This is a genomic window from Bradyrhizobium sp. SZCCHNRI1009, assembly GCF_032487575.1.
Taxonomy (GTDB): Bacteria; Pseudomonadota; Alphaproteobacteria; order Rhizobiales; family Xanthobacteraceae; genus Bradyrhizobium.
The window spans coordinates 100995-125982 of record NZ_JAUEUL010000013.1 but is presented as its reverse complement, the minus strand read 5'-3'; the positions used below and the strand labels follow the sequence as shown (position 1 = coordinate 125982).

21 protein-coding genes and 1 tRNA gene are annotated in these 24988 nt (G+C 65.5%); 6 read left to right on the top strand and 16 right to left on the bottom strand.

Translation table 11 applies throughout. The features are described 5' to 3' along the window. Positions 1 to 26: 26 nt before the first annotated feature. Entirely contained in the window at positions 27 to 1556 is a 1530-nt protein-coding gene (locus QX010_RS22230; protein WP_316181898.1) for a porin, read from the bottom strand. 674 nt (positions 1557 to 2230) lie between these two features. Continuing rightward, the gene (locus tag QX010_RS22225) at positions 2231 to 3760 is read right to left on the bottom strand and encodes a porin (RefSeq protein WP_315804010.1); all 1530 of its coding nucleotides are present in this window, start codon (positions 3758 to 3760) and stop codon (positions 2231 to 2233) included. A gap of 400 nt (positions 3761 to 4160) precedes the next feature. Between QX010_RS22225 and QX010_RS22220 the strand changes: the two genes are divergently transcribed. Continuing rightward, a complete protein-coding gene (locus QX010_RS22220) occupies positions 4161 to 4682 on the top strand; it encodes a MarR family winged helix-turn-helix transcriptional regulator (protein ID WP_315804011.1) in 522 nt (173 codons plus the stop codon). Positions 4683 to 4746: 64 nt separating this feature from the next. On the opposite strand, the gene QX010_RS22215 is transcribed toward QX010_RS22220, so the two are convergent. Beyond that, positions 4747 to 5841, bottom strand: a complete 1095-nt coding sequence (locus QX010_RS22215) for a hypothetical protein (RefSeq protein ID WP_316181895.1) — start codon at positions 5839 to 5841, stop codon at positions 4747 to 4749. 586 nt (positions 5842 to 6427) lie between these two features. Continuing rightward, entirely contained in the window at positions 6428 to 7957 is a 1530-nt protein-coding gene (locus QX010_RS22210; protein WP_315804013.1) for a porin, read from the bottom strand. Between the two features lie 756 nt (positions 7958 to 8713). On the opposite strand from QX010_RS22210, the gene QX010_RS22205 reads away from it, so the two are divergent. Beyond that, positions 8714 to 8807 (top strand) — tRNA-Ser (locus tag QX010_RS22205). Between the two features lie 132 nt (positions 8808 to 8939). Here QX010_RS22205 and QX010_RS22200 read toward each other — a convergent pair. The 9 genes from QX010_RS22200 to QX010_RS22160 form a co-directional block, all read right to left on the bottom strand. Beyond that, positions 8940 to 9293: a hypothetical protein gene (locus tag QX010_RS22200; RefSeq protein WP_315804076.1), complete on the bottom strand. Its 354-nt coding sequence runs from the start codon at positions 9291 to 9293 to the stop codon at positions 8940 to 8942. Between the two features lie 126 nt (positions 9294 to 9419). Further along, on the bottom strand, positions 9420 to 9686 hold the full coding sequence (locus tag QX010_RS22195) for a hypothetical protein (protein ID WP_315740271.1): 267 nt from the start codon (positions 9684 to 9686) through the stop codon (positions 9420 to 9422). 1394 nt (positions 9687 to 11080) lie between these two features. Beyond that, on the bottom strand, positions 11081 to 12559 hold the full coding sequence (gene gatB / locus QX010_RS22190) for an Asp-tRNA(Asn)/Glu-tRNA(Gln) amidotransferase subunit GatB (RefSeq protein WP_316181893.1): 1479 nt from the start codon (positions 12557 to 12559) through the stop codon (positions 11081 to 11083). Between the two features lie 4 nt (positions 12560 to 12563). Next, positions 12564 to 12860 (bottom strand): hypothetical protein, encoded by a 297-nt coding sequence (locus QX010_RS22185; protein ID WP_316181891.1) that lies wholly within the window; start codon positions 12858 to 12860, stop codon positions 12564 to 12566. Continuing rightward, positions 12851 to 14326 (bottom strand): Asp-tRNA(Asn)/Glu-tRNA(Gln) amidotransferase subunit GatA, encoded by a 1476-nt coding sequence (gene gatA / locus QX010_RS22180; protein ID WP_316181889.1) that lies wholly within the window; start codon positions 14324 to 14326, stop codon positions 12851 to 12853. Before gatA ends, QX010_RS22185 begins: the two co-directional genes overlap by 10 nt. Beyond that, positions 14323 to 14559: a hypothetical protein gene (locus QX010_RS22175; RefSeq protein ID WP_315804080.1), complete on the bottom strand. Its 237-nt coding sequence runs from the start codon at positions 14557 to 14559 to the stop codon at positions 14323 to 14325. Before QX010_RS22175 ends, gatA begins: the two co-directional genes overlap by 4 nt. A gap of 80 nt (positions 14560 to 14639) precedes the next feature. Then, positions 14640 to 14927 carry an Asp-tRNA(Asn)/Glu-tRNA(Gln) amidotransferase subunit GatC gene (gatC, locus tag QX010_RS22170; protein WP_315804081.1) on the bottom strand — a complete coding sequence of 96 codons (288 nt, stop codon included), beginning with the start codon at positions 14925 to 14927 and terminating at the stop codon, positions 14640 to 14642. Between the two features lie 120 nt (positions 14928 to 15047). Continuing rightward, a complete protein-coding gene (locus QX010_RS22165; protein ID WP_316181887.1) occupies positions 15048 to 16124 on the bottom strand; it encodes a nitronate monooxygenase family protein in 1077 nt (358 codons plus the stop codon). 10 nt (positions 16125 to 16134) lie between these two features. Next, positions 16135 to 17118 carry a nitronate monooxygenase gene (locus tag QX010_RS22160; protein ID WP_316181885.1) on the bottom strand — a complete coding sequence of 328 codons (984 nt, stop codon included), beginning with the start codon at positions 17116 to 17118 and terminating at the stop codon, positions 16135 to 16137. A gap of 105 nt (positions 17119 to 17223) precedes the next feature. On the opposite strand from QX010_RS22160, the gene QX010_RS22155 reads away from it, so the two are divergent. Together QX010_RS22155 and QX010_RS22150 are read left to right on the top strand one after the other, a co-directional pair. Further along, entirely contained in the window at positions 17224 to 18114 is an 891-nt protein-coding gene (locus tag QX010_RS22155; protein WP_316181883.1) for a LysR family transcriptional regulator, read from the top strand. Positions 18115 to 18340: 226 nt separating this feature from the next. Then, positions 18341 to 19276, top strand: a complete 936-nt coding sequence (locus tag QX010_RS22150; RefSeq protein ID WP_316181881.1) for a cyclase family protein — start codon at positions 18341 to 18343, stop codon at positions 19274 to 19276. Positions 19277 to 19322: 46 nt separating this feature from the next. On the opposite strand, the gene QX010_RS22145 is transcribed toward QX010_RS22150, so the two are convergent. Next, entirely contained in the window at positions 19323 to 20912 is a 1590-nt protein-coding gene (locus QX010_RS22145) for an ABC-F family ATP-binding cassette domain-containing protein (RefSeq protein ID WP_316181880.1), read from the bottom strand. A 172-nt stretch (positions 20913 to 21084) separates the two neighbouring features. On the opposite strand from QX010_RS22145, the gene ruvX reads away from it, so the two are divergent. Continuing rightward, on the top strand, positions 21085 to 21570 hold the full coding sequence (ruvX, locus tag QX010_RS22140; RefSeq protein WP_316181879.1) for a Holliday junction resolvase RuvX: 486 nt from the start codon (positions 21085 to 21087) through the stop codon (positions 21568 to 21570). 3 nt (positions 21571 to 21573) lie between these two features. Beyond that, the gene (locus QX010_RS22135) at positions 21574 to 22497 is read left to right on the top strand and encodes an AEC family transporter (protein WP_316181878.1); all 924 of its coding nucleotides are present in this window, start codon (positions 21574 to 21576) and stop codon (positions 22495 to 22497) included. A 9-nt stretch (positions 22498 to 22506) separates the two neighbouring features. Here the strand turns inward: QX010_RS22135 and QX010_RS22130 are convergent, their stop codons facing one another. Both QX010_RS22130 and QX010_RS22125 read right to left on the bottom strand, forming a co-directional pair. After that, positions 22507 to 23331, bottom strand: coding sequence for a CPBP family intramembrane glutamic endopeptidase (locus QX010_RS22130; RefSeq protein WP_316181877.1), 825 nt, complete (start codon positions 23329 to 23331; stop codon positions 22507 to 22509). After that, the gene (locus QX010_RS22125) at positions 23328 to 24971 is read right to left on the bottom strand and encodes an acyl-CoA dehydrogenase family protein (RefSeq protein ID WP_316181876.1); all 1644 of its coding nucleotides are present in this window, start codon (positions 24969 to 24971) and stop codon (positions 23328 to 23330) included. Before QX010_RS22125 ends, QX010_RS22130 begins: the two co-directional genes overlap by 4 nt. Positions 24972 to 24988 lie beyond the last annotated feature (17 nt).

Below are 24988 nucleotides of genomic sequence, written 5' to 3'. Positions count from 1 at the left end.
ACTCCCTGCTCCCTATTCGCCTCTCATCACCAGTTGCGCTGAGCGCGCAGCAGCAGCGAGACCGAATCCTGGTCCTTCAGCTGATAGGTCGTGGCCGGTTTGGCAACCGCCGCAACCGCCGGCGCATTGGCGACGCCCGCGAACTTCTGATCCAGCCGGGTCCAGGCGACGTCAGCCGAGAAGGTCAGATTCTTGACCGGCGTCCAGCGCGTGATCACACCCAGAGTCGAGATGTTGAAGTCCGGGTTGCAGTTCGCACCGACGATGCCGAGAGCGACCATACCCGCACCGTTGCAGATCAGGCCCTTCGCTGTCGCATTATAGCGCACGGCGCTCCATGAGCCGTACACCGCGGTGTTCCAAGCCGGATCCCAGTTGTGGGTGAAGGCGCCGCGGACGCCGTAGGTCGTCGTCAGCTGCTGCTGGGTATTCGCCCCGAACACCGAATCCGACACGCCCGCGAAGCCCAGGCTCTGGAAAGCGCCGGCCATGTTGCTGCCGCCGTACATCGCGTAGTTGATCGGCGCGAGGCTCTGGAAGTTGTAGCGGCTGGCACCGTTGGTGTAGACGCCCTGCAGATTGATGGTGTCGCCGGCGCCGGTCGGGATATTCTTGATCGACAGGGCGAGCTGACCGGCGTAGCCCCATTTGTCGGCGGGATGCCCGGTCGTCTCGTTGGCACCGAAGAAGGCGGCGTGGTTGTCGTGCGCCGCGAAGGACGCCTGGAACAGGCCCCAGGCCTGATCGACGCGCACCATGCCGACGATGTCGGGCGCGACGTTGCCGCCGAAATTCGACGTACCATAGCTGCCGGTGAGCACGCCAGCGGCCGTCTGTCCCGCCGTATTCCAGATCTGCGACTGCGAATACTGCGTCGCATCCTGGGCCGAGATCGCGGCCGTGATGCCCGAGCCGAAGTCCGCGGTATAGGTGAACTGGTTGACGCCGGTGATGGTGCCGCCGCCGCCGGTCAGACCGTCGAAATTGTTGCCGGGGTAGTTGGCCCAAGGTGCGTCGAACTGCGACACGGCCTTACCCATGGTGAAGCCGGCGAACTGGATGAAGGCATAGAAGACGCCGATCCCGCCTTGCGCGATGTTGCCGTCAGCCTGCGCTCCAGGCGCGCCCGCCGTCGAATAGGCGGTTGCGCCCGTGGCGGAGCCGGTCCCGGCATAGCTGCCCCCGGTCCACTGGAAGACACCGTCGAAGAAGGTGCGCACGACGCCATATTCGGTCGCGGTGCGGGTGTCGATGTTGAGGTCGGCGCGCGAACGCGTCGTGTAGTAGTTGCTGAGACGATTTCGCCCGCCGGCGACGCCGTTCACGGCATTCTGGAAGATCGTATTCGTACCGAAGCCGGCCTCGGCACGCAGGTAGCCGCCGAGCTTGATGCAGGTGTCGGTACCCGGAATGTAGAAAAATCCGGCGCCGTACATCGAGCAGACCCTGACATACTCGACCGCTTTGGCCTTGATCGGAAGGTCGGCGGCCTGAGCCCCACCCATGGCGAGCAACGCCGCCCCTGAGCCCAGAACAAGGCTCCTCACAGTCTTCATACTAACCTCCAAATTGCTCAGTTCAGACCGGCCCGGCTCGACATCGAACGACCGCCCCAACGGTCAGCCCGTCTCCAGCTGCACCACAGTGCTCGCGCATAGCGTTGCAGTGGGAACGATCGCGAGGCAGAGTTGGTGCTTTATCGGACCATTCTCGTGACCGGCCGGATCACGCATGTGGCGCGGCCGCGGCACGGCACACGGTCGCCAGATCCCCAAGAGTAATGTGTCAGGGAAGACTTTCGCCGCCGAATGCGTGTCGCGCTCGTGGCGGCAATGCAGCAGGACGCGCGTCGAGAAGCGCGGCGAGCGCGAGGCTCCAATTTTCCGGCTCTGTCATCCCGGCGATCGTGGCACGGGCCCTCGCCTGCCCGGGATCACGCAGGCCAAGCTTGGCTCAAACGTGCGGTCGAACCGAACGACACCGCCGACCGCCTCTCACGCATGTTTGAGCCGGATGGCCACGAGGCGGTCGCGAAATTCCATCCAGATCGCACTCCGTCGCGTGGCCGCGCGGTGTGGTTCTCGGGCGGGTCTGCAGCATGTTTGTCAGCGACAGAGCGGAGCGGCGAGGAATGCGGATCTCGGCGCCGGAGCACGCGCTGGCGAGGCAAAGAAAAACCCCCGGCAGTTGCCTGCCGGGGGTTCGTCAAACCGTCGTCAGACGATCTGAATCAGAAGTTGCGCTGAGCGCGGAGCAGCAGCACAGCCGACTGCTGATCCTTCAGCTCGTACACCGCGGCCGGCTTCGCGACAGCAGCAGCAGCCGGAGCGGTGACCGAACCGGAGTGCTTCTGGTCGAGCCAGGAGTAGGCGAAGTCAGCCGAGAAGGTCAGGTTCTTGACCGGGGTCCAGCGCGTGATCAAGCCGAGGGTGGCCAGATCGAAGTCCGGATTACAGGTCGAACCCGCGTTGAAGGCCGCGACAACGCCCGGGCTGGTGCAGATCAGGCCCTTGGCCGTGCCGTTGTAGCGGACGGCAGCCCACGACCCGTAGATCGCAGTGTTCCAGGCCGGATTCCAGTTGTGGGTGTACGCACCGCGCATACCGTAGGTCGTGGTCAGCTGCTGCTCACCACCGGTCGTGAAGACCGAGTCGCCCACACCGGCAAAGCCGATGCTCTGGTAGGCGCCAGCCAGACCCGTGCTGCCGTACATCGCGTAGTTGTTCGGCATCAGGCTCTGGATGTTGTAGCGGCTCGCACCGTTGGTGTAGACGCCCTGCACGTTGATCGTGTCGCCAGGTCCGGTCGGGATGTTCTTGATCGACAGGGCCAGCTGAGCCGCCCAGCCCCACTTGTCGGCCGGGTGGCCGGAGGTCTCGGACGCGCCGTAGTAAGCGACGTGGTTGTCATGCGCCGCGAACGACGCCTGGAACAGACCCCAGGCCTGGTCGACACGGACCATGCCGACGAAGTCCGGAGAGACGTTGCCACCGTAGTTGCTGGTGCCGTAAGCACCACCGATCACGCCAGCCGCCGTCGAACCCGCCACGTTCCAGAGGTTGTTCTGGTAGTAGGCGCTCGCATCCTGAGCCGAGACCGAGGCCGTGATGCCGGAGCCGAAGTCAGCAGTGTAGCTGAACTGATTGACGCCGGTGACCGTGCCGCCGCCGCCGGCGAGACCGTCGAAGTTGTTGCCCGGATAGTTGACCCAGGGCGTGTCGAACTGCGACACGGCCTTACCCATGGTGAAGCCGGCGAACTGGATGAAGGCATAGTACACGCCGACCGAGCCCTGCGCGATATTGCCGTCGGCCTGTGCGCCCGGCGCACCAGCGGTCGAGTAAGCGGTCGCACCGGTGGCCGAACCCGTGCCGGCATAGCCGCCGGAGGTCCAGCTGAAGGTCAGGTCAGCGAACGTACGGACCACGCCGTACTCGGTCGCCGTGCGCGTGTCGATGTTGATGTCCTGACGAGCGCGGGCCGTGTAGTAGTTGCTCAGGCGGTTATGCGCACCACCCTGGCCGCTGTACGTGCCGTTGAAGTCGCTGTTCGTGCCGATCGCCGTTTCAGCACGGAGATAGCCACCGAGCTTGATGCAGGTGTCGGTGCCGGGAATGTAGTAGAAGCCCGCACCATACAGGGAGCAAACCTTCACATACTCGACCGCTTTGGCCTTGATCGGAAGGTCGGCCGCCTGAGCCGCGGACATGGCGAGCAGAACTGCCGCCGAGCCGAGGACAAGGCTCTTAACCGTCTTCATTTAAACCTCCAAGTTGCTCTTTTGAGAAAGAACCGGACCAAGATCCCCCAGGACGATCCGCTTCCTCTGCTCCCGAAAAACCGCTTCAGCCGCTTCGCGCCATCGGACACACCCGCATCACGCGAGGGACTTAAGCGAACCACCTGTCACGGGACGATCGAGTAACCCCCCACCGTCGCCAGGAACTATGCCTTCGCTCATTCGGTAAGCAAAATAGTTTATGCAGTCAGGTAATTGAATGAAGCCGAAATGTGTCTTGAGGGCAACACAATGGCAGCTAGTTGTGCAGCGCACGGGGGACGGCGCATGTCCTCCTAGATAAGTGATTTTGTTGCGGATTTTTTTTCTTTAGGGTCGAGCTTCGTACTGGAACTCCTGAGCAATGGCGCCCTTGAAGAACATGTCTGCCGCACCTGTGGAAGCGGACGCGCAACCGCAGACTGCCGAACATCTGCCGAAGAATCGCGACGCCATTCTTCGCTTCGCCAGGGAGATCTCCACGATCAACGTCCATCTGGAGGAGCTGAGGTACTTCTGGGCCAAGCGAATCGGCATCAGTGGCCCGCAATGGATGATCCTGATGGCGATCTCCGAGCTGGATCAAGGCGAGGGAGTCGCCGTGAATGCGGCGGCCAAGCGGCTGCACGTCGACCCTTCGTTCGTCACGACGCAGTCGAAGCTGCTGGAGAAGAAGGGCTTCATGGAACGCAAGCCCGCCCCCAACGATGCACGCGTGGTCCGGATGTCGCTCACCACCAAGACATCGGAGCAGTTCGCCGAGCTGGAAGCCCAGCAGGCGCAGATCTTCAGCTTCATCTTCGAGGAATTCGACGCTCGCGAGCTGGCGACCTTCACGGACAAGCTGGCTGGCCTCAAGGACCGTTTCGAGAAGGCCAGCGCGCGACTCACGATGGGGCTCTGAGGCCCCCGAGGCGACCACGGCCCGACCGCCTCTTGCAGGCAGCGGGCCCAGACATGCGGTCGCGTCAGCCTGGAGGCCGCTGAGACCCCGCCAGACGCCTCGCGATCCAGTCGAAGACGAAGGCATCGGCTTCGAGCCAATCGGCGCCCGCGCTGGAGACGATCTTCAGAGTGATGTCCGGGTGCTCGCGCTTGATCTGCGCGATCAGCCGGGTTGCGATGTCGGCTCGAAGCCAGCCACGCTCCGGCACCGTCACCAGCAGCGGACACATGATCTGCCGCGCCGCCAGCCCTTCCGTCGCGATCGGCGGCCTGCCCCGCTCACACGCACCGGGTCGGCGCGACAGGAAGACACGCTCGTGAATATCCCACAAGCCGGCGTCGCAGACCGCCGCAGCATAACGCGGATCGAGTGCGATGCCGCGCGCGACAAAGGACGAACTCCAGTCGTCGGCCAGAATCGCGATCCGGCCTTCGTCCACGTCATCGCGGGACGTCACGTAGTCCGTCACGCTCGCGATGGCCGATTCGAGATCGCGACGGCCGACGATCTCCTCGAAGCGGCAGTCCGGTCCGCTGCCCAGCAGATCGACCACCAGCAGCGCCAAGCCACGCTGCTCCGCATGGGCTGCAAGCTTGAACAGCGACGTTTCCTTGCGACGGCCGGGCTCACCGATGCAGATGACGGTGGGCGCCCTGCCCGCCTCGCCACGCGCCGGCAGGAAATAGGCTTCGAGCGGATAGTCGGCGCGCCAGTGGATCGTGACGACCTCTCCTTGCGGATCGGCACAGCGCAGGAATTCGCGCGCACATTCGCGCATGCGGGACAGCACGACGTCCTGGCGGGAACGCGAGCTGCTGAACGGACAGGCCGCAGCCTCATAACAATCCACTGCGCGCGACCATTTGCGAAACGCCAGCTCGGGACGACCGCTGCTCACGGCGTCGGCGGCGGCAGCCTTCATGGCGTCCGCGCATTGCATCCACTCGCGATACCAGGACTCGTCGTCGCTGGCGTCGATCCGCTGCGCAACCGCCAGACATTCCGCAAGCTCGGCCCGGCCCTCGGGCCGCGCTTCCAGCAGCCGCGTGATGGCGCCCGCCAGATCGTCTTGCTCGGACCACGGACGCAGCACTCCCACAGAGCCTTCCGAACTCATCTTTGGACTCATTCCTCACTGGCGTGACGGTGTGGCCCCGTCATCTGGCGGTCATGGTGACCATCCGGCATTTCCCGGTCAAGCCGATGCACAACGATTTTTGGTGAGACGATGGATGTATGCGCTGATGGCACGCGCCTACGGAGATCACGCTGAGGCTCTGCAATCGAGAGGCAACGTCAGATCTTGGGTGCCGAGGAGATCCCGATGTGAAAAAGCCTCCGGCGGGGCATCGCCGGAGGCTTCCTGGAGTCTAACATCGTATGATCGTCGTCTTGCGTCTGCGGTGTCGTCCTCACGAGGACGAATGATTACTCAGGCATGAGAAAATTAGCTTATCAACTCATCTGTTTTCAACACCATTTTTAAAAAAATACCAGCGTGCAGCCAACCTACTGAAACGAATGCGACTTTCGAGCTACAGGCAATCGAAGCTCTGCTCAATTGGCTCGATCCATCGATCTGGCATCGATCGCTTCTCGAGCGCACCGGACCCGGAGTCACTCCGGAATGAGCGCCCGCACACAAGCAAAAACCCCCGGCAGTTTCCTGCCGGGGGCTCTTGAACCCGATCAGACGATCAGGATCAGAAGTTGCGCTGAGCGCGGAGCAGCAAGGACACCGAGTTCTGGTCCTTGAGCTGATAGACCGCAGCCGGCTTGGAAGTCGTGGTCGTAGCCGGGGAAACAATGTTGCCCGAGTACTTCTGGTCGAGGTTGGTCCAGGCCACGTCGGCCGAGAAGGTCAGGTTCTTGACCGGGGTCCAGCGGGTGATCAAGCCCAGCGAGGAGATGTTGAAGTCGGGGTTGCAGGTGAAGCCTGCGCCCGCGATCGCACCCATCGCCGCGCTGCCGCAGATCAGGCCCTTGGCAGTGCTGTTGTAGGACACGGCAGCCCACGAACCGTAGATCGCGGTGTTCCAGGCCGGGTTCCAGTTGTGGGTGTACGCACCGCGCATACCGTAGGTCGTGGTCAGCTGCTGCTCACCGCCGGTCACGAAGACCGAGTCGCTGACGCCAGCGAAGCCGAGCGTGCCGTAGACACCAGCCGTGCTGCTGCCGCCGTACATCGCGTAGGTGGTCGGCACCAGGCTCTGAGCGTTGTAGCGGCTCGCACCGTTGGTGTAGACGCCCTGGATGTTGATGGTGTCGCCGGGGCCGGTCGGGATGTTCTTGATCGACAGGGCCAGCTGAGCAGCCCAGCCCCACTTGTCAGCCGGGTGACCGGTGAGCTCGGTGGCGCCGTAGTAGCCGGTGTGGTTGTCATGCGCCGCGAACGACGCCTGGAACAGACCCCAAGCCTGGTCGACACGAACCATGCCGACGATGTCCGGGGACACGTTGCCACCGAAGGTGTTGGTGCCGTACGAACCGCCGATGATGCTGGCCGCGGTGATGCCCGACACGTTCCACATGTTGGTGGTGTAGTACTGGCTCGCGTCCTGCGCCGAGATCGCCGCAGTGATGCCCGAGCCGAAGTCGGCGGTGTAGGTGAACTGGTTGACACCGGTCACGGTGCCGCCGCCGCCCCACAGGCCGTCGAAGTTGTTGCCCGGGTAGTTGGTCCAGGGCGCGTCGAACTGCGACACGGCCTTACCCATCGTGAAGCCGGCGAACTGGATGAAGGCGTAGTACACGCCGATGCCGCCCTGAGCGATGTTGCCGTCGGCCTGAGCGCCAGGAGCGCCAGCCGTCGAGTAGGCAGTCGCGCCGGTCGCCGAGCCCGAGCCAGCGTAGGTGCCGCTGGTCCAGGTGAACGTCAGGTCAGCAAAGGTGCGGACCACGCCGTACTCGGTCGCGGTGCGCGTGTCGATGTTGAGGTCCTGACGAGCGCGGCTGTAGTAGTAGTTGCTCTGGCGGTTCATGCCGCCGGCAACGCCGTTGACCGCGTTGTTGTACTGGCCGTTGCTGGCGAACGACGTTTCAGCACGCAGATAACCGCCCAGCTTGATGCAGGTGTCGGTGCCGGGGATGTAGTAGAAGCCAGCGCCGTAAAGCGAGCAGACCTTCACATATTCGACCGCCTTGGCCTTGATCGGAAGGTCAGCTGCCTGAGCCCCGGACATGGCGACGAGAGCGGCCGCCGAGCCCAGGACAAGGCTCTTGATCGTGTTCATAATGTTAAACCTCCAAGTTGCTCAGTCAGGGAAGGTTCCGCCTCCGCTGGGTGAGAGACACCCTTGGGGTTGGACCCGTTATCCCTCTTCGACCCGTCGCTCAGCCGCTTCGCGCTATCGGACACACCCGCATGAACGCGAGGGACTTGAGCGAACGACCTAAACGGGACGACGTCGGGATGCCCCCCTTCGTCGTGCGAGCAGAATTACCGAAGGCCTTTGCACACGCAACAAAGGAACCATCATTGCGGCGCCCAAGCGGCGCCTTTTCGGACCGGTGTTGCACAAAAGGCACGGAACCGTGGTTCTGCGGGAACACCTAAGTCGCTGTTTATGTTGTCGTTTTGTCACAACGCAATTTGAGGTGCTTAAGGCCGCGAGCACTCGCCCGCCCGGAACCCGCCCCAAGTCAGGCGCCGGGGCCGTGAATCCAGCCACGCGCTGAACGAGAATCGGGCCGGACGACAATGCCGTCTGCGCCCCTGCCACCGCCCACCTTGCCAACCACCCTCTATATTAGAGGTCCCCATATTAGAGGTCCCCCGCGTCAGGGATCATCGAGAGGGCTCGCGACGCCCGTCGACTTCCACGCCGTGCCGCGGCCGATCAAACGGCAGGCTCGGCCGGGATCGATGGCCGAAGGTGAAGGGCACCGTGGCACCGGTCCGGCGAAGCCGCGGCCCTGTGAGGATTTCGAAACCGCATGCAATCTGCCGCTTGCGGCTCAGCGCGGCGTCGGGCATACCGACCGTCGCCGGAGACGTGGCCGAGTGGCTGAAGGCGGCGGTTTGCTAAACCGTTATAGGGTTGTAAAGCCCTATCGAGGGTTCGAATCCCTCCGTCTCCGCCAGCCGCCCTTGGGCGCGGCCAACAGCCCCCTCCCCCCCGATCATCCGCATAAAAGCCGAGCCGTTCACGCACCTGCCGGATCGCAACGGAGCGTGGCCGTCGTGATCACGGTTGCCGCTCAATCCCGCGCGGTTCAATCGAACAAGCCACGGCTGATGTTGATCACGAAGGCGGCGGGCACGCCGATGATGGTGCCGACGAACCCATAGCCGAGCGCAGCCCACCATGACGCTGCGCCTCCTGCTCCCATCGCGGCACCATAGATGGCGCCGAGACCGGCACAGAGGGCGGTCACCACGACGAGGCGGCGGTCATTATGGGCCTCGACCCGCAGACGCTTCAACTCGCGCCGGCTTTGCACCGCAGGCCCGGCCGGCTCGGTCGATCCACAATGCGGGCACGCCACTGCGCTGAAGGAGACGCCGCTGCCGCAGTCATGGCAGTCGATCAGCTCTTGCCGCCGCGCCTGTCGCCGTGCCTGGCCCATGCCGTCAATCCCGCTTGTCTGCGTCACACCGAACGACAGATAGGAGATTTATGGGCGCGCGACGAGGCCCGCTTCCGACGAGAATGAGCGATCGGGCGAGATCCGCCAAGCCGCGGCTTGGCTCGCTCAGTGCGCGGTCATCCAGGCGCGCGCCTCGCGCTGCGCGGTCGCGATCTCGGCGTCCGACATCTGCTCGGCGACCTCGCGGCGCATGGCCACGGCATCGACGCGGCCCCTGAGGGCGGCGAGATTGAACCATTTGTGCGCGGCGATCAGATCGACCGCACCGTCGCGACCGCTCGCATAGAGCATGCCGAGCTCAAACAGCACATCGCCGCTGGCGCCCTGCTCCGCGGTGGTCACGTCATCGAAATTGAGTTGTCCCTGAAACATCGTCGCTCTCCTTCGCTTCGAGGAGGCGGCCGGTCACCCGAGCACGCCCCCGTCCAACTGTTCAACGCCTAGTTATCCCCATGCCGTCTCGCGGCTTATGCGCGAAGGATGACCGATCAAGTTTGAAAGGCAGTTTAAACATCGTGCTGAACGAGCCCTGAACACGGAACCCCGCATTTTCCGGGGCCGGGTTCAATGCATTGATTCGAAATGGATTCTTCAACCCGGCAAAGAGCGGTTTACCGTTCTGTTTGGCAAACTCATAACCATCCGCGAAAGCGCCTCGCCGCGCTGGCGCGGAGCGCACCACGCCGCTGGTCAACAGCCGCACCGCGACTGGACACGTCCCGACAGCACGGTGCGGGAGATTGCGCAGCGCGCGCACGCCTGCGCCGGGCTGCCGATGATGCTGTTCGTCTATGGGGAGGTTGGAGGCACACAGTCGCCAAGGGCGCGGTGCTCAGGGATCGAGGGCGTCGGCGAACACGTCAGGATCAGATCCCACTCTGGCTGATAGCCGCTCGTGAGATTGCAGACCGGAAACGCGATCTGCACCGAACGAAGAAATCCCGTTTCTTCTGCCGGACCGCACCGCGAGCGAAGCCGCTCTCGAGTTCGATCCGACCGTTGACCTGATGTCTCGCCGACACCCTCTATCGTCTGTTGGAGCTTCAGGAGATCCGCCCGGCTCTCGAGGAGCCATGCAGACCTAACGTTCCAACGACGTGCCGGCATCAGCTGCCGGACTCATCTCGCAAGGACTGCGAGAGTTACTTCTTCTTGGCGACCTTCTTGGTCTTCTTGGCAGTCTTCTTCGCCGCGGTCTTCGCGACCTTCTTCACTGCCTTCTTCGCCTTCTTCGCTTTCTTGGCCATGTTGCCCTCCGATGTGAGATGGCTTAGTCGATGCGTGCACTCGGGAATCGAGCTGCACTCCTCATCGATACACCAACGAGTGAAAAAAAACAGCTTCCGGCTTAAGGAAGTGTTGACAGGCGCGCGCGCACGCGGCTGGCGCAACGCGCGAAGCAGCGCATCGATCGATCGCGAAAATCCAAACGTCGCTCTGCGCAAGGCCGCGATCGCAACTAATCGCGATTGCGCAAAAAGCCTGTGCTGCAAGTATTTTTCTGAGCGACTGAACGGCACGTCGCACGCGGCGACGCCGGCGTGTCGGCGTGCAGACTCGCACCGCGAGAGCAACGCGCGGACTCTGAGTCGTAAATTTTGGCAACGAAAAAATTTTCATTGCACACGCCCTCGTGTGCGTTCGAACGCTCGGCAATGGTGGCTTTTTTGCGAATCGCACGCGGCGATTCGCCGGACCGCGGCGCCAAAACAAAACGGCGCGCACCCTCGTGCGCGCCGCCGGAACGAAGACGAGCGACCGTCGTTTCAGATGCCGAGCTTGCTCTTCAGGAGATCGTTCACCGCCTGCGGATTGGCCTTGCCGCCCGACGACTTCATCACCTGACCGACGAACCAGCCGGCGAGTTGCGGCTTCGCCTTCGCCTGCGCGACCTTGTCCGGATTGGCGGCGATGATCTCGTCGACCACCTTCTCGATGGCGCCGAGGTCGGTGACCTGCTTCATGCCGCGGCTCTCGACCAGCTCACGCGGATCGCCGCCCTCGCTCCAGACGATCTCGAACAGGTCCTTGGCGATCTTGCCGGAGATCGTGCCCTCGCCGATCAGCGCGACGATCGCCGCGAGCTGAGAAGCCGAGACGGGCGACGACGCGATGTCACGGCCTTCCTTGTTCAGCCGGCCGAACAGCTCGTTGATCACCCAGTTGGCGGCGAGCTTGCCGTCGCGCGCCCGGTCGGACAGCGCCTCCAGGACGGCCTCGTAGAACGCAGCGCTCTCGCGCTCGGCGACCAGCACGGAGGCGTCGTAGGGCGACAGGCCGAAATCCGCGATGAAGCGCGCCTTCTTCTGGTCCGGCAGCTCCGGCAGCGCCGCCTTCAGCTCGTCGACGAAGGACTGCGAGAACTCCAGCGGCAGCAGGTCCGGGTCCGGGAAGTAACGGTAATCATGCGCCTCCTCCTTGGAGCGCATCGAGCGCGTCTCACCCTTGTCGGGATCGAACCGGCGGGTCTCCTGCTCGATCGTGCCGCCGTCCTCGATGATCTCGATCTGGCGCCGCGCCTCGGCCTCGACCGCCTGGCCGATGAAGCTGATCGAGTTGATGTTCTTGATCTCGCAGCGGGTGCCGAGCGGCCCGCCCGGCTTGCGCACGGAGACGTTGACGTCGGCGCGCAAGGATCCCTTCTCCATGTCGCCGTCGCAGGTGCCGAGATAGCGCATGATCGAGCGCAGCTTGGTCACGTAGGCCTTGGCCTGCTCGGCGTCGCGGATGTCAGGCTTGGAGACGATCTCCATCAGCGCCACGCCGCAGCGGTTGAAGTCGATATAGGACAGCGACGGCGACTGGTCGTGCAGCATCTTGCCCGGATCCTGCTCGATGTGCAGGCGCTCGATGCCAACAGTGGCGGTCCTGCCGCCGTCGAGCTCGACCGTGACCTCGCCCTCGCCGACGATCGGGTCCTTGTACTGGCTGATCTGGTAGCCCTGCGGCAGGTCGGGGTAGAAATAGTTCTTGCGGTCGAACACCGAGCGCAGGTTGATCTTGGCATTGAGCCCGAGCCCGGTGCGCACGGCCTGCCGCACGCACTCCTCGTTGATGACCGGCAGCATGCCCGGCATCGCCACGTCGACCAGCGAGACGTGGCTGTTGGGATCGCCGCCGAAGGCGGTCGAGGCGCCCGAGAACAGTTTCGACTTCGAGGTGACCTGGGCATGGATCTCCATGCCGATCACGACCTCCCAGTCGCCGGTGGCGCCCTTCATCAGCTTGCCGCTGGTTGCCGTCATGGCTCTAACTCCCAAGCAGTGCGGAGACGATCCGCTCGAATTCGATATCCAACGCATCTTTCGCGACCGGCTGCCCGGCCTGGCGATACCAGTAGCCGGCATTGCCGAGGTCGCCCTCGACGCGATGCAGATGTGCGTGCGCCCAGGCCGCGTCGCGGCCGGGCTCGTCCTGAATGATCTTGTGCGCCCGGTCCCAGTCGCCCCTCGCCAGCCACCACAGGCCGGTGAGCATCGGCGTCAGGCCGGCCGCGGGCGCGTCGCCCGCGAGGCTCGTCTTGAAATCGGCGACGCTTACCACCACCGAACCGGCGTGAAGCGTCCCGCCGCCTGCTCGATGACCTCGCCGAGCGAGAACAGCGTCTCCTCGTCGAACGGCCGGCCGATCAGCTGCAAGCCCAGCGGCAGCCCCTGGCTGTCCTTGCCGGCGGGCACCGCGATGCCCGGCAGGCCGGCCATGTTCACGGTCACCGTGAAGATGTCGTTGAGATACATCTCGACCGGATCGGCGCCGCCCTTCTCGCCGATGCCGAAGGCGGCCGACGGCGTCGCCGGCGTCAGGATCGCACTCACGCCCTGGGCGAAGCAGTCCTCGAAATCCTTCTTGATGAGGGTCCGGACCTTCTGCGCCCGGATGTAATAGGCGTCGTAATAGCCGGCCGACAACACATAGGTGCCGATCATGACGCGTCGCCGCACCTCGGGCCCGAAGCCCTCGGCCCTTGTGTTCTCGTACAGTTCGCCAATCGACTTGCCGGGCACGCGCAGACCGTAGCGGACGCCGTCGTAGCGGGCGAGGTTCGAGGACGCCTCGGCCGGGGCCACGATGTAATAGGCCGGCAGCGCGTATTTGGTGTGCGGCAGCGACACCTCGACCAGCTCGGCGCCGGCCGCCTTCAGCCAGGCCGCGCCCTCGCTCCAGAGCTTTTCGATCTCGGCCGGCATGCCGTCGAGCCGATACTCCTTGGGGATGCCGATCTTCATGCCCTTCACCGACTTGCCGATCGCGGCCTCGTAGTCCGGCACGGGGATGTCGACCGAGGTGGTGTCCTTCGGGTCGTGGCCGGCCATCGAGCGCAACAGGATCGCCGCATCGCGGGTCGAACGCGCGATCGGGCCGGCCTGGTCGAGCGAGGAGGCGAAGGCGACGATGCCCCAGCGCGAGCAGCGGCCATAGGTCGGCTTGATGCCGACGGTGGCGGTGAACGCTGCGGGCTGGCGGATCGAGCCGCCGGTGTCGGTCGCGGTCGCGCCCATGCACAAGAGCGCAGCCACCGCCGACGCCGAGCCGCCGGACGAGCCGCCCGGCACCAGCGTGGTGTTGGAGCCCTCGCGGCGCCAGGGATTGCCGACCGGGCCGAAGCACGAAGTCTCGTTGGACGAGCCCATCGCGAACTCGTCATTGTTGAGCTTGCCGAGCATGACGGCGCCGTCGCGCCACAGCTGCGAGGTCACGGTCGACTCGTAGGTCGGGACGAAGTTGCCGAGGATCTTCGAGCACGCGGTGGTACGGACGTCCTTGGTGGCGAACAGGTCCTTGATCCCGAGCGGAATGCCGGCCAGCGGCCCGCCCTCACCCTTGGTGATCTTGGCGTCGGCGTCGCGCGCCATCGCGCGCGCCTGGTCCGGCGTCTCCATCACGAAGGCATTGAGCGCCCGCGCCTCCTCGATCGCCTTGAGATGGGCGTCGGTCAGCTCGAGCGACGTGAAGGTCTTGCTCGCGAGACCCTTGCGGGCCTCGGCGAGCGTCAGCGAAGTCAAATCGGTCATTTGTTGATCGGGCTGCAGAAGAACGGGGAGAGCGTCTTGTCGTCGGCGGCGTCGTCCGCGAAGAACTTGTTCTTCGCAGGGGAGGCTTTCTTGGTATTGGCGGCCGCTTCGAGCTGGTCGAGGATCTCGTTGACGGCCTTGTCCGGGTCGGCGGCCTTGCCCTGCCGCTCCATGGCGTCGAGATAGTCCATATAGGCCTTGTAGGCCGCTTCATCGTCGCAGAGCAGGCACATCGGCGTTGGCTCGCTTGTCGGTTTGAAGGAGCGGATCACGCGCGACGGGCGCGCGGACCTGCCTCGGCTATTCCACCTGGCTATTCCACGACCTTCGGCACGAGAAAGAAGTTGTTCTCGGTCATCGGCGCGTTCTTGACGATGTCGTCGGCGATGTCGCCGTCGGTGACGACGTCCTGGCGCTTCTTCATCGCCATCGGGGTCACCGAGGTCATCGGCTCGACGCCCTCGACATTGACCTCCGAGAGCTGCTCGACGAAGGCCAGCATCGCATTGAGCTCGCCCTGCAGATGCGGGACCTCGGCGTCAGTGACAGCGATCCGCGCCAATTGCGCGATCTTGCGGACGGTGGCGGCATCGACCGACATTATATAGGGCCTCACGGGAAACAGTGAACCCGCCCTATAGCAGAGCCGGCTTTCGCGCCGCAACCGGCAGCCTCCGGACTTTCCCAGGGCACCGCCCCGCCCGTGACGCCGCCTTTGGCGTCAGCCCGCCAGCTTCGCAAGCCGCGCCAGCGCCTGTTCGGCCAGCGTCCGCGTCAGCTCGGCCCCCGGCAGCTCGCGGCCGAGCGGCAGCGCCTGCCCGGCCCAGAGATTGGTGAAATCGACCCTTCCCTGCTTCTCCGCGGCGGCCTTGAGCGGGCCGAGCGCGGTCGCCGCATGCGGGAACGCCGGTGCATCCGGCGAGATCGGCCCGACCTCGCGCATCACCCGGTTGGCGACGCCGCGGGCGAGCCGGCCGGTCATCACGTTGGTGATGACGGTGGATTCGTCATCGGCAGCGGCAAGCGCGGCGCGGGCCATGACGCCGACCTTGGATTCGGGACAACGCAGATAGGCGCTGCCGATCTGCACGCCGGAGGCGCCGAGCGCGAATGCTGCGGCAATGCCGCGCGCGTCGGCAATTCCGCCGGCTGCAATCACCGGGAGCTTCACCGCATCGACGATCTGCGGCACCAGCGCAAAGGTGCCGACCTGCTCGGCGAGCTTGTCGGTCAGGAACATGCCGCGATGACCGCCCGCCTCCGCACCTTGCGCGATGATGACGTCGGCGCCGTTCTTCTCCAGCCACACCGCCTCGCGCACCACGGTCGCGGACGCCATCACGACCGCGCCTGTCGCCTTCACGCGCGCCAGCAGTGACGGCTCAGGCAGGCCGAAATGGAAGCTGATGATCTCCGGCTTGAGCTCCTCGACGACGGCGCACATCGCGGCGTCGAACGGAGCGCGGTTCGCGGCCGTCACCGGAGCCGCCGGATCGACGCCATATTCCCTGTAATAGGCCCCGAGCCGCTTCTTCCACCCGGCCTCACGTGCCGCGTCGGCCTCGACCGGTATATGGCAGAAGAAGTTCACATTGATCGGCGCCGAGACGCGCTGGCGGATGATGTTGACCTGCTCGCGGGCCTTGTCCGCCGAGAGCATCGCGCAGGGCAGCGAGCCGAGCCCGCCGCCTTGTGCGACCGCGATGACGAGATCGGCGTCCATCACGCCGGCCATCGGCGCGAGCACGATCGGGTGCTCGGTCTTGACGAGATCCAGGAAGCGGCGGTCGGGCCACATTGGTTTGCTCCTATTGCTTGGCGAAGACGGCGGACGAGTTGCGCCGCCCTTGCAGGATCTGCTCGGCGTCGTCGACGATGCGCGCGACGATCTCGGCGGCCGGCGGGATATCATGGATCAGGCCGACCGCCTCGCCGGCAATGACCGCGGCGATGTCGAAATTGCCTTCCGCCCTCGCCTTCACATAGTCGGCCGACACGCGCTCGACCTGCTGCAGCAGCTCGACCTCGCGCCCGATCCAGCGCCGCGCATGGTCGTTGACCAGGCAGCGTCCGGTAAACGGCGCCGGCCAGACAGTGTTGCGCGACAGGTCGAAGACGATACCGCGCACGGTCTCGCCTGATTTTGCCGCGCATATGCGGCGCTTGGCCTCGTCGGCTCCGGCAGCTTCCTCGCTGGCATAGAAACGCGTGCCGAGCAGCACACCGTCGGCACCCAGCATTAGCATCGCGGCGAGCCCGCGACCGTCGGCGATCCCACCGGCAGCCACCACCGGAACGCCGGCTGCGAGGTCGACGATCGCCGGCACGATGTCGAGCGTGGTGCGCGAGGCGCCGTGGCCGCCCGCTTCGGTGCCTTGCGCAATCAGGATGTCGGCCCCGGCCGCGAGCGCCTGCTCGGCAATGGTCTCATCCTGCACCTGGCAGATCAGCAGCGCGCCCGCCTGCTTGATTGCGGGCGCAAAGCGCCGGGGATCGCCGAACGACAGCATCACGGCCGTGGGCTTGGCCGCCAGAGCGATGTCGAGCAGATCGGGTTTCTTGGCCAGTGACCAGGTGATGAAGCCGATGCCGAACGGCGCACGCAGGCCATCGAGCTTCGCTGTCTCCTGCATGAGCCAAGCGCGGTTGCCATAGCCGCCGCCGAGAATGCCGAAACCGCCGGCACCGCTGACGGCGCGCACCAGCCGCGCATCGGCAATCACATCCATCGGCGCCAGCAGGATCGGATGATCGATGCCGAGCCTCTCCGTCAGCGCGGTTCTCAGCGGCATGAAGACTCTCCTGCGCTCTGGACGCGGACATTAGGCGCGGGTAGCATTCTCTGAAAATGAATAGTTGAGAACCCTGCCATCGCAGATTCAAAACGGAGAGCGGACGTGGAACTGAGCGACCTGCAGACCTTTGCCGCAGTGGCGCGCGCCGGCGGCATCACGCGCGCCGCGGAAGTGCTCAACACGGTCCAGTCCAACGTCACGCAGCGGATCAAGGCGCTGGAAGCCGAGATCGGCACCGCGTTGTTCGAACGCCATAGCCGCGGCATGACCCTGACCGGCGCCGGACAGCGCCTGCTGCCCTACGCCGATCGCATCGCGGCGCTGTCGCGCGAAGCGGTGCTCGCCGCACGTGACGACGGCGAGCCGCTGGGGCCGCTGATGATCGGCTCGATGGAGACGACCGCCGCGGTGCGCCTGCCGACGCGGCTCGCCGACTTCCATCGCCGCTTTCCCGCCGTCGCCCTCAGCCTGCGCACGGCGCCGACCGCCGATCTCGTCGCGAACGTGCTCGACGGCACCCTCGATGGTGCCTTCGTCGCCGGTCCGATCGACCATCCCGACCTCGCCGGCGTCGTCGCGTTCGAGGAAGAGCTGGTGCTGGTGACGGCCCGGCGCTTCGAAAGCCTGTCCGCCTTACGCGCGGCGACTGCGGCGTCGGGACCGACCGCGCTGGTGTTCAGGACCGGCTGCACCTACCGGCAGCGGCTGGAGCAGGTGTTCAACGATTTCGGCTGGCCCGCCGCGTCCCGGATCGAGCTCGGCACCCTCGACGGCATGATCGGCTGCGTCGCCGCCGGAATGGGCGTCGCGCTGCTGCCTCGCGCGGTGGTGACGCGGCACGCGATGAGCGGCAGCGTCGGGCTGCACACACTCGATCCGTCCCATGCGCAGGTCGAGACGCTCTTCATCCACCGCCGCGCGGCGCATCGCAGCAGTGCGCTGTCGGCCTTCATGGAAGGCCTCGGCTGCCGGGATCACGACATCGCGGCGTAAAACGTTCGCCCAGAGATTGTACAAAGGCGTCCCAGTCACAAGACACATTCCACACCACGGAATCAACGCCACCTCCGCAATACACGGCCATTTCGACCGATGCGACGTTCGGGCGCTGTGCAGCGCACGCATCCGAAAACATTTTGTCCGGCAGTCCTGCACTACGTTAGGATGCAGCGCTGGCCAGCGCGAAAACAACAAACATCAACATGTCGGAGGAAATGCGATGCGCAACGCGTTCGTGTTGGGCTGCTCGATTGCCATGATGGGTGCGATCGGGACGGCCCAAGCCCAGGACTGGACGAAATCGAAATGGGGGCCGAACGACGAGATCGGCGCGGCCAACTACATCACGCCGGAGCTCGTGGTCAAAGCCGCCTCGCTGGTGAAGACCGGCAAGACCTATCCGCTCGGTATGATCATCGACTCCAAGACCCCCGCCTATCCGCCGCGCTCGTTCAAAATCACGGTGGTGCAGCCGGGACAGGCGGGCATTCCCGGGCTCGGGCCCAACAAGGCGACCTACAATGACGACATCGTCGAAGGCTGGGTCGGCGTCGGCAGCCAGCTCGACGGGCTCGGCCATCTCGGGGTCGAGCACGTCTATTACAACGGCAACAAGCTGCTCGACTTCGCTGATCCGACCGGCCTCAAGAAGCTCGGCATCGAGAAGGTGCCGCCGCTGGTCGCACGCGGCGTGCTGCTCGACATGGCCGCCTATTATAACACCGACGTGGTCAAGGAAGGCACGGCGTTCAACGTCAAGGAGATCGAGGAGGCCGCCAAGAAGCAAGGCGTCGAGATCCGCCAGGGCGACATCGTCATCTTCCATACCGGCTGGCTCGGCCTGGTCGGCAAGGACGACAAGCGTTACGGCGCCGGCGAGCCTGGCCTCGGCGTCGAAGGCGCCAAGTACCTGACATCGAAGGGCGTCGTGGCGGTCGGTGCCGACAACTGGGCCGTGGAGGCAATCCCGTTCGAGTCCAACAACCTGTTCGAGGTGCACCAGATCCTGCTCGCGATGAACGGAACCTACATCCTCGAGAACATGGACACCGCGGCGCTGGCCAAGGACAAGGGCTACGAGTTCCTGTTCGTCCTGGGCCAGCCGCGCTGGCGCGGCGGCGTCCAAGGCAACATCAACCCGATCGCGATCCGGTAGCTCATTGAATCGCATCTGCTTTGCGGGCACGGTCTGCCGTGCCCGCTCAGCCATTCACGACGAACTCCCCGGCAATGCCGATCGCCGCAAGAAATGACGGGTCGTGGCTGACGACCAGCAGCGCGCCGTCGAAGTCGCGCAGCGCCCGCTCCAGGATCTCGATCGAGACAATGTCGAGATGATTGGTCGGCTCGTCGAGCAGCAACAGCCATGGCGGACGCTCGCCGCCGAACGTGCAGGCAAGTCCCGCGCGCAGGCGTTCGCCGCCGGACAGCGTCTCCACCGTCTGCTCGGCGTCGCGGTTGCGGAATGCGAAGCGCGCGCAGGCTGCATGTACCGCCTCGGCGCCGAGTGCCGGATGGAGGCGGCGGAAATTGCCGATGATGCTGTCGCTGCGGTCCAGCAACGCGACGTGCTGATCCAGCATCGCGATCCGGCCGTCGGCGCGCCGGACCGTTCCATCGATCAGCGGCATCGCGCCGATCGCGGCCTTGAGCAGCGTGGTCTTGCCTGCGCCATTGCGTCCGGTGATCGCGATCCGCTGCCGGCCCCTGACACCGAGCGTCCAGGGACCGAACCTCCTGTCGCCGGCGCTCACGACTGCGTCCTCCATCGCAAGCAGCTCGGTGCCGGCGCCCAGTCCGGTCGGCGGCAGGACCATCGAGAGCGGCGTCAGCACCTCCACATGTTGTCGCGCCTGCTCTGCTCGCTCGGCCGCTTCGGTGATCAAGCGCTCGGCGAGCCGCTGCGATCGCCCGCCGGTCGTCTCGGCCCGCTCGGCTCGGGCGCCCAGCACGATCCTCGGCGCCGAGCCGGCGGCGGCGAAAGCACGGCCGGCCTTGTCCTTGCGCGCTTTGGCTTCGCGCTGGCGCTGGACGGCGCGGCTGACATCCCGCACATGCGCATCGGCGCGGTCCAGCGCGATCGCTGCACGCGCCCGCGCATCCTCCCGCGCCTGCGTAAACATCGTCCAGCCGCCGCCGACGATGTGGACGCCGACCGGGGTGAGCTCCACGATCCGGTCCATCATCTCCAGCAGCGCGCGGTCATGACTGGCGACCAGCACGCCGCCGCGCCAGCGCCGCATCAGCCGGCCGACGGCGTCTCGGCCCGCGGCATCGAGATTGTTGGTGGGCTCGTCGAGCAGCAGCAGATCCGGCGCCTCGATCAGCAGCCGCGCGATGCCGATGCGCGTCCGCTCGCCGCCGCTGAGCGAGTCCATCGAGCGATCGAGGGCAATTCCGGGGAGACCCGCCTCGGTCAGCGCGTCATCGACACGACGCGGCAGGCTCCAATCCGCGCGCGCGAGATCATCGGCAAGATCGCGGTCCTTGCTCTTTCCCGCGACGATACGGTCGATGACCGCAAGACCACCGGCGACGCCGAGCGCCTCGTCGACACGCAACCCGGGTTCCCAGTGCTGCGCCATGAGGCCGAGCGTTCCGCTGCGCGTCACCGCTCCGGCCGCCGGCTCCGAGACGCCAGCGACTATGCGGAGCAAGGTCGACTTGCCTGAGCCGTTGCGGCCGACCAGACCGACGCGTTCGGCGCCGATGGAGAGCGTGAGATTGTCGAAGAGAGGATGACCGTCAGGTGTCGCGGCGGCGACCGCGTCGAGCGTCAGACAGGAGGACATGAGCAACCGTGATGGCAGAGGACACAAAGCGGCGGGCAATGTTGGTCCTGCGATCCACGGCACCACTCCTGCTCACGGTACGATGCTCCATATAGAATGATCGCAGCGGAGCGACAAGCCATGCGCCTGCCGTGCTGGCTCGGGGGATGCGCCCATGCTAAGGCGGCGCGCTATGCCCGCCCCCATCCTCCCCCTCATCGAAGCCGCCGGCCGCTGGCCCGAGCGTGGCGCGCTCGTCGGCCTCGATCTCGGCACCAAGACCATCGGCGTCGCCGTGTCGGATCCCGACCGGCGGCTCGCCACCGGTGTCGAGACCATCCAGCGCAAGGCTTTCAAGGCGGACGCGGCGCGACTGGTGGCAATTTGCACCGAGCGCAAGGTGGTCGGCTTGGTGCTGGGCCTGCCGATCAACATGGACGGCAGCGAAGGGCCGCGGGCGCAATCGACCCGGGCGTTCGCGCGCAACCTCGCGGGCATCACCGACTTGCCGATCGGCCTCTGGGACGAGCGGCTGTCGACGGCCGCCGTGGAGCGCGAGCTGATCGGCATGGATGTCAGCCGCGCCAGGCGCGCCGAGGTGATCGACACCCATGCGGCGATCTTCATCCTGCAGGGGGCGCTCGATCGGCTTGCGACCTTGCGCCAGTCCGGTCGCTAGCCCATGAGCCCCGTCGCCGCGGCGCTCGCGCCGGTCTTCCTGCTGATCGTGATCGGCTTCGGCCTGCGGCGCAGCCTGATCCGGCTGGATACGCAATGGCACGGGCTCGAGCGGCTGACCTATTTTGTGCTGTTTCCGGCGCTGCTGATGCAGAGCCTGGTGAAGGCCGATCTCGGCAAGGTGCCGGTCGCCGGCATCGGCGGCGCCCTATTCCTGGCGATGCTGGCGATGTCGGCGCTGTGCCTCGCGCTGCGGCCGCTGCTCACCCGCTCCGGCATCGATGGTCCGGCCTTCACGTCGATTTTCCAAGGGGCAACCCGCTGGCAGACCTATGTCGCGCTCAGCGTCGCCGGCAGCCTGTTTGGCCCGACCGGGCTCGCGGCGGCGTCGGTGGCGATGATCGCGATCATCCCGATGGTCAACGTGTTCAGCGTCGCCGTGCTCGCCCACTACGCCTCGCCGACCCGCCGCTCGGTGCGCGAGATCCTCGCCACCATCGTCCGCAATCCGCTGATCTGGGGCTGCCTCACCGGGCTCGCGCTCAACGTGGCGCATGTGCCGCTGCCAAAGCTCTGGCACGATGCCGCCGATGCGCTCGGACAGGCCTCGCTGCCGATCGGCCTGCTGGTCACCGGCGCCGGCCTGCACTTCGAGGGCCTGCGCCGCGCCGGCCCGGCCGCCGCGCTTGGCGTCGTGCTCAAGCTGGTCTTGATGCCCATCCTCGCGATCGGGCTCGCCGGATGGTTCGGCGTCACCGGCCCGAGCCTCGTCGTGGTCGCGATCTGCGCGGCGGTCCCGACCTCGCCCAGCGCCTATGTGCTGGCCAAGCAGATGGGCGGCGACGCGCCGCTGCTGGCGCAGATCATCTCGCTGCAGACCGTGCTGGCGGCACTGACGATGCCGCTCGCGATCGCCTGGGCGAGCTGAACTCCGCGTTCAGGAGTGGCCGCTCGCCAGCCACATCGTCTGCACCGTCGCTGCGAGGTTGTTGAGGCCGTGCAGCACCATGGTCAGATAGGTCGAGTGGGTTCGAGAGCGCAGATAGCCGAACCAGACGCCGAGGGAAAACACGTTGAGCAGCGCGAACCAGTCGTACTGGAGGTGCAGCACGGTCCAGAGCAATGACGACAGCACGATGGCGCCGGGCACCCGCAGGAAGGTGTCCGACCAGCCGCGATAGAGAAAGCCGCGCGCCATCAGCTCTTCCGACACCGGCGCCGCGACGCAGAAGGCGATGACCAGCAGCCAGACCACGCCGTCGCCTCTGGCGGTCTTCAGGATGTCCACCATGAAGTTCGACGACGTGTCTCCGCGCCCGGTCAATTGCGAAGCCAGCTCCCAGCATCCCAGGATCACCACCATGCCGACCACGCCAAAGGCGAAGTTCTTCCAGCCGGTCCAGCGCAGGCCCAGATAGTCGGCGAACGACATGCGGGTGTGGCGGACGGCAAAATAGATCGGGATCAAAATGGCCGGAACGCCCATGATCGCCGACAGCGAGACCGTGAGCGACCGGCTCGCGATCTGGATCATGGCCAACTGGAACGCGGCCATGCTGTCGATTGGCCCCTCATGGCGCAGCAGGAAATAGGCGATCGGAGTCAGCTGGCCGATGAAGAACACGACGATGATCAGGAGGCCCCACAGCAGGGTGCGCCAGAAGCCCAGCGTGCGCGGCTGATGCTGCGCCGGGGTGACCTGCTGCGGCGGGTTGCCCGGATCCAGGGAATCCATCACGGCGGCTTCGGGTGTGTCGGTCAAGGCAGCGCACGCTCCAGCAAGGTACGGATGTCCGAAGGATCGAGATCGATGGCGCCGTACATGCTCGGATGAACAGCGGAAAGACGCGTCGCGGCGAACAGTTCGGCATGGCGAGGCGTGACCACGTTGAGCGCGGCACAGGCGGCGAGCAGCGCCAGTTTCTCCACCGCGAGCCGGGCAACGCGCTCGGAATCCGGTCGGCGGAAGCTGGTCTCGATGAAAGCGAGCGCCTCCGCCGCACCGGGCAACCCGCTGGTCTCTGCCTTCAGATGCATCAGAACATGCGCGGCCGCCTCCGCCTCGCGCGCCAGCGCGCGCAGCACGTCCAGGCACATGACGTTGCCCGACCCTTCCCAGATCGCATTGACCGGCGACTCCCGGAAATGGCGCGCGAGGATGCCGTCCTCGACATAGCCGTTGCCGCCAAGGCACTCCATCGCCTCATACAGGAACGGCGGCGCGCTCTTGCAGACCCAGTATTTGATCGCCGGCGTCAGCAGCCGCACGTAGTTCGCCTCCCGTGGCGCCTGAGGCGCGCGATCGAACGCCTGGCACAGCCGCATCACCAGCGCTACCGTCGCCTCGACATGGAGAGCCATGTCGGCGAGCACCGCCTGCATCAAGGGCTGGTCGGCGAGATGCTTCTGGAACACGCTGCGATGCCGCGCGTGATGCAGCGCGTGCGCGAGCCCCGAGCGCATCAGGCCGGCAGACGAGATCGCGCAATCCTGCCGTGTCAGTTGCACCATCTGGATGATGGTGCTGATGCCCCTGCCCTCGTCGCCGACCCGCTCGGCATAGCTGCCTGCGAACTCCACCTCCGACGAGGCATTGGAGCGGTTGCCGAGCTTGTCCTTCAAACGTTGAAACTGGATCGCGTTCACCGAGCCATCCGGCCTGAAGCGCGGCATGAAGAAGCAGGTCAGGCCGGCATCGGCCTGCGCCAGCACCAGGAAGGCGTCGCACATCGGCGCCGACATGAACCATTTGTGCCCGGTGATGCGATAGCCATCGGTCGTACGCTCAGCTGTTGTCATGTTGGCGCGCACGTCGGTCCCGCCCTGCTTCTCGGTCATGCCCATGCCGAGCGTCATGCCGCGCTTTTGCCACCATGGCGCAAACGCCGGATCGTAGTTGCGCGTGCCGATGAAGGGCATCGTCCGCGCCAGCAGGTCGGGCTGCGCGGCCAGCGCCGCCACCGAGGCCCGTGTCATCGTGATCGGACAGAGGTGTCCGCTCTCGACCTGCGAGGCGATGTAGAACTTCGCCCCACGTACCACCTCCGACGCGCTGCCAACAGGCTGGCCCTCGGCAGTCCATGTCGAATTGTGCAGGCCGGCCTCGACCGAGCGCGTCATCATCTGATGATAGGCCGGATGAAACTCGACGACGTCCCGCCGAAAGCCCTTGGCGTCGAAGCTGCGCAGCTTCGGCGTGTTCTCATTAGCGAGCCGGCCCTGCTCGGCCATCGCAGCCGAGCCCCAGAGCTTGCCGAAAGCTGTCAGCTCCTGCTCAGCGCCGGCACCATCATTGGCCTTCAAGGCATCCATCAACGGCCGGTCGGCCGTGAACAGATTGACGTCCTCGAACGGCGGCGACTGGTTGAAGACCTCATGGGTCGCGAAGGAAGACTGCGTCATGGCCGTGCCCTGCAGAG